This window comes from Agrobacterium sp. OT33, from assembly GCF_017313365.1.
Classification (GTDB): domain Bacteria; phylum Pseudomonadota; class Alphaproteobacteria; order Rhizobiales; family Rhizobiaceae; genus Agrobacterium; species Agrobacterium rhizogenes_A.
In genome coordinates this window covers 180,756-197,036 of the sequence record NZ_JAFLMZ010000006.1, presented here as the reverse complement: position 1 = coordinate 197,036, position 16,281 = coordinate 180,756, and the positions used below count along the sequence as shown (strand labels likewise).

General features: G+C 56.9%; 17 protein-coding genes and 1 tRNA gene. 8 read left to right on the top strand and 10 right to left on the bottom strand.

All coding sequences use genetic code 11. The features are described 5' to 3' along the window. Positions 1 to 17: 17 nt before the first annotated feature. Positions 18 to 107 (top strand) — tRNA-Ser (locus tag JZX88_RS15930). 86 nt (positions 108 to 193) lie between these two features. Beyond that, positions 194 to 1,774, top strand: a complete 1,581-nt coding sequence (locus tag JZX88_RS15925; RefSeq protein WP_206914132.1) for a DUF6538 domain-containing protein — start codon at positions 194 to 196, stop codon at positions 1,772 to 1,774. Positions 1,775 to 2,124: 350 nt separating this feature from the next. On the opposite strand, the gene JZX88_RS15920 is transcribed toward JZX88_RS15925, so the two are convergent. Continuing rightward, the gene (locus JZX88_RS15920) at positions 2,125 to 2,418 is read right to left on the bottom strand and encodes a hypothetical protein (RefSeq protein ID WP_206914131.1); all 294 of its coding nucleotides are present in this window, start codon (positions 2,416 to 2,418) and stop codon (positions 2,125 to 2,127) included. Positions 2,419 to 2,532: 114 nt separating this feature from the next. Here JZX88_RS15920 and JZX88_RS15915 point away from each other — a divergent pair, with 114 nt between their 5' ends. From JZX88_RS15915 to JZX88_RS15890, 6 genes are all read left to right on the top strand, one after another. Next, positions 2,533 to 3,783, top strand: coding sequence for a hypothetical protein (locus JZX88_RS15915; protein ID WP_206914130.1), 1,251 nt, complete (start codon positions 2,533 to 2,535; stop codon positions 3,781 to 3,783). A 614-nt stretch (positions 3,784 to 4,397) separates the two neighbouring features. Then, entirely contained in the window at positions 4,398 to 4,670 is a 273-nt protein-coding gene (locus JZX88_RS15910) for a hypothetical protein (protein WP_206914129.1), read from the top strand. Positions 4,671 to 4,689: 19 nt separating this feature from the next. Further along, positions 4,690 to 4,872 carry a hypothetical protein gene (locus tag JZX88_RS15905; protein WP_206914128.1) on the top strand — a complete coding sequence of 61 codons (183 nt, stop codon included), beginning with the start codon at positions 4,690 to 4,692 and terminating at the stop codon, positions 4,870 to 4,872. Between the two features lies 1 nt (position 4,873). Then, positions 4,874 to 5,110 (top strand): hypothetical protein, encoded by a 237-nt coding sequence (locus tag JZX88_RS15900; protein WP_206914127.1) that lies wholly within the window; start codon positions 4,874 to 4,876, stop codon positions 5,108 to 5,110. Positions 5,111 to 5,195: 85 nt separating this feature from the next. Beyond that, positions 5,196 to 5,525 carry a hypothetical protein gene (locus JZX88_RS15895; protein ID WP_206914126.1) on the top strand — a complete coding sequence of 110 codons (330 nt, stop codon included), beginning with the start codon at positions 5,196 to 5,198 and terminating at the stop codon, positions 5,523 to 5,525. Next, positions 5,479 to 5,850, top strand: a complete 372-nt coding sequence (locus JZX88_RS15890; protein ID WP_206914125.1) for a hypothetical protein — start codon at positions 5,479 to 5,481, stop codon at positions 5,848 to 5,850. The genes JZX88_RS15895 and JZX88_RS15890 overlap by 47 nt, the downstream gene beginning before the upstream one ends. 114 nt (positions 5,851 to 5,964) lie before the next feature. On the opposite strand, the gene JZX88_RS15885 is transcribed toward JZX88_RS15890, so the two are convergent. The 9 genes from JZX88_RS15885 to JZX88_RS15845 all read right to left on the bottom strand — a co-directional run bounded on the left by JZX88_RS15885 (position 5,965) and on the right by JZX88_RS15845 (position 16,200). Beyond that, on the bottom strand, positions 5,965 to 6,291 hold the full coding sequence (locus JZX88_RS15885; RefSeq protein ID WP_206914124.1) for a hypothetical protein: 327 nt from the start codon (positions 6,289 to 6,291) through the stop codon (positions 5,965 to 5,967). A 4-nt stretch (positions 6,292 to 6,295) separates the two neighbouring features. After that, positions 6,296 to 6,664 carry a hypothetical protein gene (locus tag JZX88_RS15880; RefSeq protein ID WP_206914123.1) on the bottom strand — a complete coding sequence of 123 codons (369 nt, stop codon included), beginning with the start codon at positions 6,662 to 6,664 and terminating at the stop codon, positions 6,296 to 6,298. 530 nt (positions 6,665 to 7,194) lie between these two features. Further along, complete coding sequence (locus JZX88_RS15875) at positions 7,195 to 7,482, bottom strand: hypothetical protein (RefSeq protein WP_206914122.1); 288 nt, start codon at positions 7,480 to 7,482, stop codon at positions 7,195 to 7,197. Further along, positions 7,479 to 9,455 (bottom strand): DotA/TraY family protein, encoded by a 1,977-nt coding sequence (locus JZX88_RS15870; RefSeq protein WP_206914121.1) that lies wholly within the window; start codon positions 9,453 to 9,455, stop codon positions 7,479 to 7,481. The genes JZX88_RS15875 and JZX88_RS15870 overlap by 4 nt, the downstream gene beginning before the upstream one ends. Further along, positions 9,452 to 10,117 carry a hypothetical protein gene (locus JZX88_RS15865; protein WP_206914120.1) on the bottom strand — a complete coding sequence of 222 codons (666 nt, stop codon included), beginning with the start codon at positions 10,115 to 10,117 and terminating at the stop codon, positions 9,452 to 9,454. Before JZX88_RS15865 ends, JZX88_RS15870 begins: the two co-directional genes overlap by 4 nt. Continuing rightward, positions 10,114 to 11,277 (bottom strand): plasmid recombination protein, encoded by a 1,164-nt coding sequence (locus tag JZX88_RS15860; protein ID WP_206914119.1) that lies wholly within the window; start codon positions 11,275 to 11,277, stop codon positions 10,114 to 10,116. Before JZX88_RS15860 ends, JZX88_RS15865 begins: the two co-directional genes overlap by 4 nt. A 124-nt stretch (positions 11,278 to 11,401) precedes the next feature. Beyond that, complete coding sequence (locus JZX88_RS15855; RefSeq protein WP_206914118.1) at positions 11,402 to 11,665, bottom strand: type II toxin-antitoxin system RelE/ParE family toxin; 264 nt, start codon at positions 11,663 to 11,665, stop codon at positions 11,402 to 11,404. Positions 11,666 to 11,670: 5 nt separating this feature from the next. Beyond that, positions 11,671 to 14,139 carry a class I SAM-dependent DNA methyltransferase gene (locus JZX88_RS15850; RefSeq protein ID WP_206914117.1) on the bottom strand — a complete coding sequence of 823 codons (2,469 nt, stop codon included), beginning with the start codon at positions 14,137 to 14,139 and terminating at the stop codon, positions 11,671 to 11,673. 345 nt (positions 14,140 to 14,484) lie between these two features. Then, positions 14,485 to 16,200, bottom strand: a complete 1,716-nt coding sequence (locus tag JZX88_RS15845) for an AIPR family protein (RefSeq protein ID WP_246753491.1) — start codon at positions 16,198 to 16,200, stop codon at positions 14,485 to 14,487. Positions 16,201 to 16,281: the final 81 nt, after the last annotated feature.

The following is a 16,281-nucleotide window of genomic DNA, read 5'->3' as shown; positions in this document are numbered from 1 at the left end:
CAAGCGTTCGCGCATGCGGAGAGGTGGCAGAGTGGTCGAATGCACCGCACTCGAAATGCGGCATACCTGCAAGGGTATCGTGGGTTCGAATCCCACCCTCTCCGCCATAAATCACAGAAGCTATTGGAAACGCTCAAGACATTGAGTTTTAAGGGATTTGTAACCGTCGCTTTGGTACACAAAGGCGGTCCACATGGTCCTGAAAATGTCACGTCCCACGAAGCACCCCACCACAGGTATCTATCAATTCCGAAAGCGCGTTCCTGAGCATCTGGTTCCTCTTATAGGAAAGAGAGAGGAAAAGGTCAGCCTCGGCACACGCGATCCCCAAGAAGCCAAGATTGTGCATGCCCGGATACTCGCGGAAACCGAAGCACGATGGCGGCAGCTATCTGCCGGCCAAATTTCCCTTTCCCAGAAGCAAGCGGTCGCCATGTCCGGGGAAATCTATCGAGCGATGATTGCCGAAAATGAGGATGATCCAGGAGCACCTCACCTTCGAGAGGCATCGCTGATTGCAGATCATCTGCATCTTCGCCCGGAGAAAGTGAAGGTCTTCCAATTGACTAAGGATGACGCGCTTTTCGAGAGAGTCATGGAAACATACAAGGTTCGCCGCAATGACCGAGCGATCAATGACTATCTTAATCGTCACGGCTATCGTGTCGACGACCTGAGCATGACACTCCTCCGCAACGCCGTCGCCCATGCCGTCATGCAAGCAAAGGAACATCTGCTGAAGCTCTCAAACGGAGACTACCGTCCCGATCCTGATGCCGATCGTTTTCCCCAACTTGAACTCGCGCCAAAGAAGGCTCCAAAGGAAAACGGTCATGAGGATTCTGGAAAATACGGCCTGCTCCAGGTTTTCGAGGATTTCTTCGCCGAAAAACAACAGGCTGCGGCCACCTATAAGAAGTGGAGGGGGATTATCGCAAAAGTGGCGCTAGAGGTGCCAGATATTCGCGATTTGACCGCCGACTGGGTCGTTGACTGGAAAGACAGCCTCCTCAAAAAAGGTCTGAGCGCCGTTTCAATTAGAGACGGTCATTTGGCATGCCTTCGCGCAACATGCACATGGGCAAAAGGAAACAGGCGTATACAGATCAACCCGCTTGAGGGAATAACGGTCGCGGTACCACATAAGACGACAACGCGCCAGAAGTGGTTTACAATCGATGAAGCAATGACGATCTTGAAAGGATCGCTTGCTATGCCACCCGCAAGGTGTTCATCCGAGATGAAAGCAGCGTACCGGTGGGTTCCTTGGTTATGTGCTTACACAGGAGCACGGGTGGGCGAGATCGCGCAGCTACGCAAAGAAGATATCCAAGTTCACGACGGGCACTCCCTGATCTGGATCACGCCCGAGGCTGGATCGACAAAGAACCGGAATCCACGATTTGTCGCCATCCACTCGCACCTCGTTGACCAGGGATTCTTGGACTTTGTTAAGGCGAGACGGAAAGGCCCGTTGTTTTACGACCCTTCTCGACATCGTGGCGGCACAGAAGGTAACCCGCAGTACAACAAGGTCGGTGAGCGGCTGGCCGATTGGGTCAGGAAACTCGGCGTAAATGACGATAGGATAAGGCCAAACCACGCGTGGCGTCATTTTTTCAAGACTGAGGCCCGTGGCGTTTACATGGATGTTGGCGCACGTGACTACATGCAAGGCCATATCCCCGCGACCGAAGGGGAAGCATACGGCGGCTTCAAACCTCACGTATTGGCGCACGAAATAGCGAAGTTCCCGAGATTTGAGATTAAATAACCTGCATCGCCCGAGCGCTTGCGCGACGGCGATGAGACCCAGTCGCCCCGCGAGGGGCGTGAGGCCCTTCCCTGGGGGAGGGCCGCAGCACCGCCCTTGGGCGGGGTGGGGGATGGAAAGCGTCATGTAATTGTACGTGACGTCTGTAACAGCGTCGGCGCGATCCATCGGCGCTTGACCGATGCGCAGTATCGACCGACCATGAAAAAACCGCCATCAACGGGCTCGCAACCCTCCGGCGGTTTTCTCAAGGAATGTTCGATAATGATGAACGATCTTGAAATTGTTGTAAAGCCGCCGTTGACGGCTGAGTGACCGCCGGGCTGGGACATAACCCAGCCAAGCCGACGTCACCCCCGACCCTCAGACTCAAATTTGTTGACAAGCTCTTCGCTGACAAGGGCTTTACGTTCGATCCTTATGAAGACGATGCGCGTGTAGGTGCCGCCGTCTCGCAGCCCTCCCAGCTTGTTCAGGACATGATTGCTGCCTCGGTGGCGCGCGCCCGCGCCCGTATCGCCGAAGGCGATGAGCAAGCCGAAGGCGCGCAGGTAAGGCCCAAAAAGGGCCGCCTTGGGAGTGGAGGAGCTACGGTTCCGCATCGCGGGAACGGAGTTTCTACGCTCCCCCACCAGGTTGCCCAAGCCTCTCTCCCTGGATCATCCACGGTAAAACGATGGAGCCTATTATCCAAAATCCAACGGCTCTGCCGACCCGCAGAGGAAGGTGCTCGCGGTCCCGCCGTCGTCGGCTGCGGTATGCCCGGACACGACGCCACCAGCGTCAATATCCACCTCCGCACCACGACCGAGACGGGCGAGATACGCGCCGGCGTTTCCGGCATCTTCCGATGTGGCTCGCCGTGGCTCTGCCCCGTCTGTGCCACGAAGAAAGCTCACGACCGAGCCGAACGTGTTCAGGCTGCTGCCGATGCCACGTTCAAGCGCGGAGGTCGCGCGGCTCTCGTGGTCCTTACCGCATCCCACTCGCTCGACATGTCGCTTGCCGATATCAAGGGCCTCGTAGCGTCCGCCTCCAGCACCGCCCGCAAGGGCCGCGCCTGGACGAAGGCGGTCAGGGACTATGGTATTCTCGGCGTCGTCGTCGGTCAGGAAGTGACGTATAGCGTGGCGAACGGCTGGCACTATCATCAACACCTCTCCGTCATGGTGGACGGCCCCGACGGCGAGGGTGCCGAGTTCTACGAGTTTCCCGACGCCTACGAGCGTGCAGAAGCGGCTGGCGCTTGGATCGCCAGGGCCTACGCTGAGCAAGTCCGCGCCAGAGGTGGCAAGGTTTCGGATCGGCACGGCTGGCATGTCCGGGTTGCGCGGGACGCCGCCGACGCAAGCGATTATACAGCCAAGGGCAGCATGGCGTGGGAGATCGCTGGAGGCCATAAGGACCAGACCAAGGCCGAGACGTCGCTGACACCGTGGGATATCGCCATAGCCGCGGCGGACGGCGACACCGCGATGTTCGCCCGCTGGCGGGAATACATGGAAACCATGCCCGGAACGCGCTCTTGCGTCGTCTCCGCCGCGCTCGCCAAAAAGCTCGACATTCCCTCGCTGGCCGGCGACGGCGAAGGTGGCGAGCAGGTGTTGCACGATACCGACGAAGTCGTCGGCCGTGTGGAAGCGCCCATGTGGCGCGTCTGGATGCGCCACGGTCTCGCAGCCACCTTCCTGTCACGCGTCGAGTTCGGCGGCGAGGAAGGATTTGACGCAGCCGTGGAAGCCACCGAGCGGGATGCCGCGCCGCTCGAATCCGAATATCAACGGCTCCGGGCAGAACGTTCCTTCGCCCGTCAGGCTGAGCGGCGCGAGGCGGATCGCGCCGACAGGGATACCGCATTCGCCAAGGCTTATGCGCTCGACCGTCTCCGACGTCTCGCCGATCGTCACGGTTCGAGGGGTCGCATCACCCGCGTGATTGCGGAAGCCGCCGCGGTGTTCCCCGCGGCCCGTCCGCTCGAACCGGTCGAACTCTACAAGGCGGTTGCCTGAACGGAATACCTCGCCGGGGGCAGTCGGTCCCGCGCCACCCGTTCCGGGTCGCCATGCTGGCGCTCCTGCGGCTACCCTTGCTTCCGGTCTCGGCATGCGCGAATTACCACGTCATCCCCGATATCGGGGAACGCTATGCTTGTCGCTCCAATGCGCTCATTCTCACATCACATACGGTTCCCGCATTTGAATGGCCCACGGGTCCATTTTGATGTCAAACGTGCTGTACGAGCGCGCATAGAGCCTCGTACAGCACGTTTGGCCGTTCAGATGGGTCAAGATGCCCCTGAATCCACTTCCCCACCCTCACCGCCGAGCCTGCCAGCGTTCTCGCTCTGTCAACGCAAAGGCGTCCTTCACTGCGTTGCGGCCCCTGCGGGGTGACTGCCGCTGCGAGCACCGGCCGTCTTGGAGGCATCGGGACGGGGAGCATCAGAAGACCGCGCTGCGCGCGGGTTCGACCTCGCCTCCGGCAGGATCGAACAGGGAGCACGGCTTTCATCTCAGAATCCCTAAAATCCTACCGATCCCGTTAACCGCTCCTCCGGCACAACTCAACCATGCCGCGTTATTCCCTGGGCTCGATTCTCACGCTGTGATAAAAAGAAAGGGTAGTGAAAACAGAGGTAAAAGGCGCTCCGATGCAGGTCAAAACAACAACCATTCCGGGCTTAACCTTCGCTATTCAGATCGAAGAGGTTAATCATCGCGATAGTCTCGGCGGCCTCATATGTTACCTTGCCTCGCTCTACCGGCTCGATCCCAAGACCTCCGCTCGCCACCTTGTCCGGCGTTCCCGCATCCCAGGCGCTGCCGACGACATGAAGCACGAATTTCAACGTGATGGCATTCAGGCTTTCCGACGCCTCGAACAAGCCACAGCCTGAAACACGAGAGGACACACAAATGCTCGCACTCCGCCTCCTCGGCTTCCCGATCGCCGTCGCAGCCTTTGCCATCCTCTACGTCATCGCCACCAAGGCCCCCGAGGCCGCCGAGGTGACGAACATCATCCTCTGGCTCCTGCTGCCGGTCACCCTGACCGCCAAGCTCGGCCACAAGCTTCTCAACCGTAAACAGGAGAATTGAAATGGACTTGTATTTCATGGGCTGGAAACCTGACGCCAACGTGTGCGGTGAAGCCGCCGGACTGGCGTGTGACGGTCGTGTACTCGATCTTGTTGTGACGTATTGCGACGATGGGACATTCTCTTGGGAGATTGTTGACGGCTGCGACTCAATCGCCTCCGACACCGCCGCCAGCGCCGACGAGGCTCGTCGCGCTGCCGAGGTCGCCGGCCGCCGCGCATTCATCCGTGCTGCCTGAAAATATCTCACGGCGTGATTTTTTATTTGCCGCCGATCTCACGCCGTGAGACCATAAACATAGATCGAAAACATGAGGTAACAGAATGGATTTCAACACTTGGAAAACCCTCGATCCCGTCGAGGACATCGCCCACAAGCTCGGTTTCGACGTCAGCCGGTGCGGCAGTTGGGACGACTATGGCAGCCGGTTCCGGGCGGCGAACGACAAGGACGTCGGCCATCTGGTCACAAGGGCCAAGGAAATCGCCGGCGTCCTTTCAACGGGCGAACTCTCTGTACTGGCCGCCATGCTTCACGCCGCCGACTTCTCGCGTCAGGCCGACGCGTTGACCGAAGGAACGGCCTGGAAGGGACTGGACAATACCCATGGCGACAACGCGACCGCCGTTGCCCTCGCCATCATGCGGCGGTGAGGAGACGATGGCGGACATCGCACTGGACCACAAGAAGCGTCAGGCAGCGTATGCGGCGAAGAACCGGCGGAAGGCGAAAGCCATCCGCCGCCCCGATGCCCGCACCATCGCAGACGCCTATCTGGCAGCCGTCGAAGGCGGCGGCCTGGAGCGGATGATGCGCGTCTACATCGGAAAGCTCGCGCCGGACTGCGACGTGGACGCCCGAACTCGGGACGCCGTGGAACTGGTGCGATCCGTCGCCACACTGGTTCTTCTCGACAAGGGCTATGACCTCGAACAGGTCAGGGACAAGCTGGCGTCCCTCTCCTCCAATGGAGCATGAGACATCTCGCGGAGGCCAACCGCACAGATGACGGTTTCGGGATGGGGTTTGCATCGTCGAAACTAGGAAAGGTGCTGTACGGCCTCGCCTGCGCGCCCGTAGTAGGCGCTTATCTCACTGCGAGACTCTGGGTAGGCCGTATTCCGCCCATTCGCATATGCGCTGGACGGTCACGGCGCGGCGGCGATCCCGTTCGCTCAAGAGCCGATCGAGGACGTTGCGGGCATAGGTCAGTTGTTCGTCAATGCGGGGGTCTTCGTCACGAAATCCGAGCAAGGTCGGGCTTTCTGGTGTGTAGCTGCTGAAGTCGAACTCATCCGGAGGCGATACCCGCCTACTGTTTTGGCGTGCGCGCGGTCTCCCTTCTAACGTCAATATCGCTCCCGTCAGGGAGTCAATAACGAACTCAAGTTCGCCGTCCGTGAACTCTCTGGCTTCCATCCGCTCACCTCGACTCGACATTGAAGGACAGAATGCCTGTAGCGGACTGCCCCGTTCCGGCATCAGTCACCCGCACGGCGAGCTCATGCTCACCCTGTACGGGAACCCCTGAGAACTGGCGAGCGGCAGCGTCGTAGGTCATCCAATCAGGTTTTGCTGTCGGCATGACCTCCACGGCCCCCGTCGACCTGGTGACGACGACGCCCACGGTCAACGGCTGGCCTGCCTTGAGGCGTTCGGTTGGCGAAGTGTCGGGACTGGTGAACTCCACGCGTAGCGCGTCGGCGGGTGGCTCCATGGCGTCGAGGATAGAACCGGCGTTAGCCGGTAGGGTCGCCAGAGCGAGGAAAAGGATAGTCAGGATCGTTTTCATGGAACCTCTCAGTAAACGACAACTTTGTGCCAAGTCGTGCGCGGCGGATCGACGTAATCAGAATTCCGCGACGGGCAGGCGTCTGTTTTTATGGCGACGTCATACGAACCCCTGCCGGGATTGCCGTAGAGGTTCCCCCCGTTCGGTCCCCCGCGCCGAAAAGTGAAGCCCGCCGGGTAATCGACGGACCAGCGGCCCGCGCAATCGGGGTGCATGTAGATGTAGATGGACATGGCAATGTCGACCTGCGGGACACCATAAGCCGCCCGTGCCGCAGCGGGAAACCGGAAGGTTTCGGCGCTGACGCTCCCCGTCGAGATTGCCGCTAGGATGACGGCAATTGCTACGCATCTCATCGCGCTACCCCTCTGCGAGACAGGGCTTCGAGCGCCAAAACAAGGAGAGCCGGCACGGCGCAGAACGCCGTCAAAGTTACGATCGATGCCGACAGATGCGCGAGTCCAGCGAGCCCGCTGATCGTCGCCAGACCAAGCCCGCCAGCCGTCCAGAGAAGTAGCTTTTTCATGACGTCAGCCCTTCCCGTGGAAATGGCGGACCAGTGCCCAGCACATACGCGAACGGAGATAGTCCGAAGCTTTGTGACCAACCCCGAGAAACAGCAACAGTGTCGCCAGGACCGATACGAAGAGCATGCTTTTCTCACCGATACCGACGCCGCCCTGGGCCATTTTCTGTGCGAACGCCTCAATGAGCGGCAGTCCCTCGACAAACAGGAACAACAGGGGGGCAAATAAGGCGAGCTCAATCGCGATAGTCCCCACACCCACCGCCAGCGTCAGTTTCCTTCGGTTGTTCATTTCGATTCCCCTCCCTTTTTCGAAAGCCCTGGAAGACCAGTCTTCGGCAATTGTCCGCGTGTGGCAACCGCGAACATTCCGCCGACAGCACCCGCCGCGAGGCTCGACTCGCCGGCCGTCCCCGGAAGCCCCAGCCACCTCAGGACGCCGTCAGGCAGCGCCCAGCTTTGGCCGAAGAGCTTGAAGCTCAGGTACCAGGTTAGGTAAAGCTGGATGATGGACATCACCAAGAACCCGATGAGGCCGACGATCGCTCCGCCGGTCTGTCCGAGGAACGCCGTGGCCCACATCGAATCCATTGTACGCAGCACGACATTGAACACCGGGTAGCTGCCGCAATACGCCAGGATGGCGAGCGACGGACGTAAGAAAATGTTGACGGTCATCAGCAGGCCCATGCGGACGCTTTCGCCGGCGAAGTCCTGTCCGTTATCCATTCGCATCCATTTCAGGCACCAGAGCGGCAGCGCGATCATGGCTTCCAGCAATGCCGCGACCAGGGCAATCCCGGAGACCATGATGAAGATGAACGGCAAGACGGGTATCAGGTAGGCCCTTACAGTACCTATGAAGAACAGCCCGCCGACGACCCAATTTCCCCAATCCAAGAGGTAGGACGCAGCACCGCCAGCGCCGAGAGCCGATGAAAACCAGTTCGAGGATGTCACCATGAGCGTTGCACCCGCCGCCAGCGCCGTCCACGCGATGGAGATCATAGCGTGTCCGGAAGAGATCATGTTCGACATGGCGTCACCGGACTTCGCCGATGGCGAAGCGCCCCACTCGGCCAGGCTACGGGAGATCGGTGCAAGGCGCTTCACGAGGAAGTTAGAGCTTTCATCCCCCGCCGCGGCAAAATCGTTGGCGGACAGGGACACTCTGTCGGCCTCTCCGGATACCTGGAGGCGAAGGACGGCGAAGGCCCGATCCAGCGCCAGCCCGAAATCCCCATCCGTCCGCGGTGCGACGTCTTCCAAGGTCTCGTTCGAAAGCGCCGTCGTCAACTCGCTGATCTGGCTCAGCGCGCGGAAGTACGTGCCCGCACTTAGAAAGCCTTCCAGCTTCGCGTTCTCGACCAACTTCGACCGCGACTCCTTTTCGACCGTCATCGCCTCCGTCTTGGCCGCTTCGGAAATCTTCGCGTCTAACGCTGCCCCACGGGCGCGGATATCCTGCACGATCGTCAGGGACAGGCCCTTGCTGCCAAGCGCCCGCGTCATGGCGTCGGCGGACGAGAGCCCCGAAGTCTCGGCGGCCAGCGTCGCGTAACGTTGAGCTTCGGTCCTGTAGGCGGAAATGATTTCCTTGACGGCCTCACGCCGTGCGTTCGAGAAGCCCTCCCGGTTGTCGGGGACCGTATACGAGAAATGCCCGCAGGTTGGCCCGTAACTCCATACGACCTTCTTCTCGTAACCAGGGATACCGAGGCCTGCAACGTCGCCGGCCGGTTCGGGCAACGGTGCTTGCCAGCCCCACAGGGAACCCGCTTGATTGTAGACGGCAGCGCATATTTCGTGTTGCAGGACCGCCATGGCGACCGTCGATCCCGAGGACGAAACCGGGCGGATTGTCGTCTCCCCCGAGGCCACGGTTTTGACGAAGACCCCCCATGACGCATCAGCCAGATTTATACCGCCGCGCGCAACGACGTCGCGCAGCAGGTAGTGCGCTGGCGAGTACCCCGTCGACGGCGTCGGAATCAGGAGTCCCAAACCGACGATCACCCTCAACGGCGTCCATATCTGATGCCAGCGGTCACCGAGCGTTTTCCCGGTATACGCTGACTGCACGAGCCCAGAAATGACACCGTAGCCGAGAATCACGGAACAGAACCCGAAGAGCGCCGACGTGAATACCTGCAACGTCTGCCCCCATGGTGACGTCGTGTCCGTCGGCAAGACCGCCTTGACAAGCTGCCAAGCTAGATTCGAGTCAGGAGGTTCCTGAAACAAACTTGCTATGTAGTCGATCATTTCGAGCCTCCTGGTTTGGGACCTGTCGGCCCCTCTGGACCGTCAGGCGTGGTATCGTTCTTCGCGTCGGCGTCGTCGCCGAGATCGAGGGCCTTCATCTCGGCCTCGGTCGGCACCACAGCGACGACCGATAGGACCAGCCGCGGCGACAGTTTCGGCTTCGCCGTAGTTCCTGCCGATCCGGCCTTGCCCGCGCTGCCCTTGTCGTCTCCGCCGTCGCTGGCCTTCGCGTCGGTATCGGTCGGCGCGGGCACGACTTCGAAATCCGCCACGCTCCTGGGTTCGTCCGCGCCGTCAAGGATCGTCTGGCCGATCCCCGCGAGTTCGGGGAGCGTGTGCCAGATCGCGGCCAACCATGGCCGGCGACACGGTTGCATGTCGCCGTCCCGCGGGAGTTCTGCATGCAACCGGATACGCTGTTCCAGCGACCGCCAGCCTGCCGCGTCCCCTGACGTCGCCAGCGTTTCGAGGTAGGCGAGAAGTGGTGGAGACTCCGCCTCTAAAAAGGTCTGCCGGTGGTGTGTCGGACGTCCTCGGTGTCGTAAGCACCACCGCACGATTTCCACCGCCGCCCCATGTGCCGGGTCGAGGTGGGACATTCCGATATCGCGTGTGACCGCACGGGCGTTCTGCCAAAAAATCTCTTCGCCGACGTCCTTCATGGCGTCATCCCTCCCGGTGCTGGTGTCGGTGCCGGCTCATCCAGCGCGGCGGCGAGTGCCTTGGATAAAGTCCGGATTTCCTGCTGCGCAGCGAGGAGACGTTGCCGCTGTTGGCGCAATGCGTAACTTGCATCGGAAGCCTTTCGCTCAAACTCACGACGTGAGTTTCGCTCTCTACCGGCGGCGGCTCTGGCCTTTTCCACGGCAGCCTTCGCGGCAATGATCTCGGCGGCATATTCCTGACGGACACTCTCACGTAGAGAGGACTCCCGCGCTCCGTCGAGGACAGCACGGACGGCCCCGCCGACGCCTTTCAGGCGATCCGCCGAAGCCTTCACCTTTGCGGCGTCCGCCTTGATCGCCGCCGCCTTACGTTTCGTGTTCTCGATGTAGGCGCGACCCTTCGCTTCTACGACGGCAGCCCGCTCTACGGCCTGCTTGAGTGCCGCCGCCTGCGCCTTCTCCTGATGCCATTGCGCACGCGTCAGGCGACGCTTCCCGGCACCGAGGCGGGTCAAGCCGGCAGGAACGGCAATCCGCTGGTGGTAATCGTCCAACCACGCCCGCAGGCCCCCGATGTATGCGCGGTTCGCCCGCTTATCGAGAGCCTTCTTGTTTTCGCCTGGAAGCATCCCGCCGTCGATAACAGTGTTCTTCGCGGCATAGCCGGGGTGCAACCGCCCAGCCCGCATCTCCGTATCGTCGGGAAGCAGATAGGCGTGTACGTGCGGGTGGCTTTCGTCAGTGTGCCGCACGACGGACACCAGCCGATCCCCGTACTGTTCCCGAAGCCAGTCGATCGAGGCCCGCTCCCATTTCTGGACGTCGCGGCGGACGTCGGCGCTGGCGCGGTATTCCTCCATCGTCGCGGGGTGGCTAAATACGACGGCTGCCAGGGTGTTCTGCGCCTTGCGGATCGCCTTAAACGTCGTCTTGCCGTTCTTGTCCGTCCGGGGCGTCTTGGCCGCCGCGGCCCGTTCGTCATGCAGCGTGCGCAGCACGTCCACGTCGAGGCCGTACACGACTTCCGGGGGCTTCGGGGATTGGACATGCACCGATGCCGAGGGAACCCGCGTGACCTCATCAAAGATGAAATCCGTGGTTCGCCCCGCCTTATCGGAACGGGCAAAAATTTCAATGCGGGCGAACTGGTAGGCCATTGGAGGGCGCTCGGAGAAATACCCAAAGCGTGCCTACCGGCGAAGATCAGGACAACAGAAAAGTGTACTATATAGACCGAATATAGCTTATCACTGCGTTCTAAGCATCGGCTCTACGCGAGGCTCAAAGGCCTCGATAGATGTCCTTTCGGTCCCCTATCGCAATAATCTCAATTGTGCCCGGAGACTGTCCATACCGAAAAATAATACGGTAATTTCCGACTCTCACCCTAAATGCATCTTTCAGTTCTACTACTTTAATCGCATCCTCGATTACTGTTTCCGCTTTCATAGCGTCAACCTTTTCCCGGATGTCCTTCTGTGCACTTTTAGTAATTCGGCGAAGAGACTTCACCGCAGAATTTCGGATCGTGATATCGAAGGCCATGGGTATCAAATCTCATTCCACGAGACTATTTCGTCGTCGTCATCAGTCTGAATGGCCTCGACGTCCAATTTGTCGTAGTAAGCTTCGATCGCATTCGCGGGGGTTTGCCCATGATCCCTCTGGACATAGGGCGCTAGTGAAGAGTTAATGACGTCGATAAATCGGACCCATATTTCGTCTACATAGCTTGTGACGTCTCTCGCGTGGTTAAGTTTTACGGACGCAATTCGACTGGGTGTTATCTTTCTGCCATAGCTGTATCGCCATTTCTCAAGTCTTATAGCCGAAGCTGCAAGAAGAAGCTCCGGGATGGACGAAAATCGTTCAGTCTTCGGTAGTAAAATCAAGCAATCAGAGTTTGGCGCGCATGGCTCTAAGTGTACGAACGCTTCACCAATGCTCCCAGTTCGAGCCACTGTTATGAATGGAGGCTTTATGACTTTCGGAAATTCGAGCCAGCCATAGCACCCATTGTATCGCTCAGTTGGCGATATTATGAGGGTGCTGCCTGGGGCTATGCCATCACGAGATTCGATTTCCCCGAAACCGTAAAGTATGTCGAAATGACTTCCGATTTCATCTGCGTTTCCTGATATCAAGGCGGAGTTGGCCAACTTAGCCTTCGAGACATGAACGCGATAATCAACTTGCTCAATTTCGCCTGAATGTATCGCATTCCGCTGTGCCAGTATTTCCGGAGCATAGCGTGTGTAGAAAGAGGCCAATCTCCGTAGCAGCGTATCCACTGCAATTTTGGATTCGTTATCCTCTGCGGGCTTACTTTCAATGTACGCTCCGGGTGACCATTCCATTTTTCCAGAGATTGCAACAGCGGTGCTGAAGCCTGGGCGCTCAGTCCCATTGATTATTGCGTCTAGCGCCAGAGGGATTTGATTCTTGGCCAAGGGCGTTTCGACACGAGTGCCTTTTTTCAGTTGATAGCCGTCTTCTTCAATACGTGCGAACATCGTCTTGCGGTTTTTGCCATGAGGAATGCCTTTTTCCATCACGACGAAACAAGTGGTTGCACTCGCGAAAGGCTGAAATAGCTCGTCGGGCAATTGGCAAACTGCGAGAAGAGTATTCTTACGTAGCAATCCCTCACGCCAACCCTCTTTCTCTTTTTTGACGAGGAGACTAAGCGGCATGATGGCAGCCATTTTACCCCGAGTACCTAAGCTATCGAGAGCCCTTTCTATAAAGGCCTCAGCGGGGGTATCGGTTTTGCGGTGTGGAAAAGGAGGATTTAAGAGGGCAACAGTTGTGGCATCTTGAGGGAAACTGACGGCTGTGAGACTATCGGCACGATAAACGCGCGTAGAGCCATCACCGCGAAGGATCATATTCGCTACGCATAACGCCGCAGTAACGGGCTCATCTTCATAGCCAATTAGATTCTTGCTCACGATGTCTACCATCTGTTGGCGTGACAGATGGTGCTCAGTTAAAATTCGATCCATACATGCGACAAGAAAACCTCCCGTTCCACAGGCAGGATCGATGATCACATCATTTTTGGTAACGCCACAGACGTCAGCCATAAGTCTGGCTATATGTCTTGGGGTGAAGTACTGACCTATGGTATTTCCGCCAGTATATCTGAAGAACGCCTCGTAAAGCTGCCCGAGGTAATCGTGCTCAGCTGTTAATACTGTAACGTTTAGGCGCTCGAGAATTTTTGCTATCCGGCGAGCCTTGAGGCGAAGCTTTTCATTTGCCTCATCAACACGAAGGCTACGTGCTAAGTCAGCTTTGCCGGCTTTAATAAACGCATCTCTGCAGGCCTCGTTTACGTCTCGGAGGATATACTGCGGCTCTCGGCGAATTTGCCCTTTCGAGTGCCAAAGCGCGAGCATTATCGCGGCTACAACGGCGGGCCGGAATTCGTCCTTAATTCTTGCCTCGCGCAAGAGGCGGTTGATTTCATCAGCTCTTGCGGCCAGCACTTCGATTGGAGGGACAGTTGGTCTAATTTCACTTGGGCCCGTGGGGTTTAGTACCCGCGCCGCGTCTGATGGATTAGGAATCCAAGATATAGGCGAGCCGTCATAGGTAACCGGTTCCCAGCCACGAACTTTTTTCTTGAATACACGGAGAACGAACTCGTCCTCTGAATTTCCCGATATAGCTATGGCGAGCGGAGTATCTCCTGCCGAAGAGAGTGCGTCAGCATATCCCTGTGCCTCTACTGTCGCCTGCTCTATCTGCTCAAAGCGCGGTTTTGCCTCGATTACAGCGATCGGAAGCGTGGTGGCCGGATCGATCAGGATAGCTTCAGGTATCCCGAAGGACTTTCCTGTTTTACTTGCAGAGGCTAACGCCTCTGACAGGTCGGGATAATTTTTGTATTCGTTTTGCAGAAGCAGGTTGCCGAGTGGAGGACGCCGCAGGTCCCAGCCCTGAGAAACGAGCAAATCGTTTAGAAGGTGCTCAGTTCTACGTTCTGAAACCCGCTTCAAAAGTGCTTTTGCCATCCAATCCTCAATTCAACGCATGCGAAATCTGCCCATCGTCAATGGGTCTTTGCGACTGTGATACAGACCGCACCTATCAATCGCAACATTTCTATGAATGTAAGCTTGCGGCAAAGTTGCGTCGCGTAGGCTAAGCGTCTAAAAGCGCGGTACACAGCATTGGTACACACTACATCAACTCGGCAGCTTAAAGACCCTCGTTTTCTGGGCTATTCAACGATTAGGCGGGAGTCCCACCCTCTCCGCCATTTACAAATGATTCCCATATCGTCTCAATTAGAAAGTCTTCGAGGAGGCGGCTGTCGGGGCGGCAATGCCCGCGTTTTTTTGCGCCGAGGCCTCCTGCTAAGCGAATGACGCATTTTCCTGCAATGCATCCACATTTGAAAGAATAGTAGCGGTTAGCGGCGGTGATTTCAGTAGATCCCGCGAGATGTCCGGATCAGGAATGGCTGCTGTGACCAAAGCGTTTAGTCGATCGAACCAGACACCTTCGTTCGAGGAAAATAAGCTATAAATGGCCTCGTTCTTTGTTTTGCAACCAAGATTTTTATAGTTCTCAGAGCAATATTTTGAAGCGGCACACATCAAATGCCAACGCAACTTAGAGTATCTGCCATCAAATTTCTTATTGGAAATAAGCATCTTTAGGCGATAGTGAGCAAAGCAAGCGGTGTAGTAGGTTTCTTCTGGTGATCCTGGCTTGAAGACGTCGTTTAACAGTTCGCCTGTCAATCGATTTGGATAACGGCTTGCCAAATCCGGACGCATCATTGTGATCGCAGCGTAGCACCTCGCCGTCTCTCGCACGTCAAATACCCTAACAGGCACAACATTTTCTGGTGCGTATTGCCCCTTTCTGCGCTCAAAATATAAGCGGTTCGTTTCAGAAGCACCTCGAGCGTTAAAATATTGCTCAAGTTTTCTCAGTACATCAAGGGTCGATATAAATTGCGCATCTTCGACTTTTGACTGTCTGTTTGTTGCTCTTACGATGTCATCGATTACAGAGGGTTCATCTGCTTCAATAAGCTTCACCATGAGGCTAACACTCGCATCGACCTTTTCATCTAGCGAGATCAAAACGTTAGAAGTCTGGCAGCCATTGACGATTTGAAAATCGCGTATGAAGATTTCTTGGCCTGCTGGTCGTACGCTGGACGCGACGATCGTTATTCCGTTATTCATCAAGCCAAACCGCGACTTTTTGTCTGCTTCATCAAGGGTACTGGCAATTTCAGAATTGACGTCTGCATCAACCCCAAGGAAGTCTCTAACATTCTCTTCGAAGAGTTTTTTTCTCGGTGTTCCGTCGGCGCTTTTTAAGACGGTGTCTATGAAGTTTCGGGCCTGAACTGTCGCAACATAGGCGTTGTTTATATTTGGTGCAGCAGGAAAGGGTGCGTATCCGATAGTTGGGAGCCGCGCTTCGACTGGTCCATCAGCAGAGAGCCAAAGATCGTGAATAAAGTCTCTGTGACCTTTGACGTATCGCGTGTCATGGGCATAGCCCAGCTTCTTTAGTGAGTTTTCTCCTATCGAAAATGCAGCATTTATCTCAGGAGCATCCGTATCCGGTGCCGCTGTCAAAAAATAGACGTGTAGATCAGGGAGGCCATTTTTTATTCGGCCTATGTTATCGAAGACAGTTTTGAACATCGATCGAAATTCTGCAAGATGCGGTGCATGTGGCTGTGCAGGTTCATCCGAGAGAAGATCCACGACGGCGGCTATAAAGGAGTCCACCTCCATCTTGCTCCAAGAGGTTGATGATTTTACCTGTGTAAACACAACCGACACAGAATACTCACGCCTTGAACCTTCAAATATCTCGCTTAATTCGTCGAGAGACATTACGGCACGGTCGTCAAGGTAAAGAAAAGCTCCGTCAATGCCCGGATCGGCGCCGTCGTAGACAAGGTCAGAAATTTCAACACTATCGCCAGTATATTTTGAAAAAATGCAATAATTTGCAAATGCTTCGAAATTCTTGCTGTCTGAGTATGGTGCACCGAAGTTCTGACAAAAGGTGTTGAAGTATGATTTTGTTACCAAATGCATAGTGCAGTTCCCTCATTCCGCGATGATTCAATCTAGATTTATGCAGCATATGATTTTATCGCGAGGGTTGTAAATATCGGG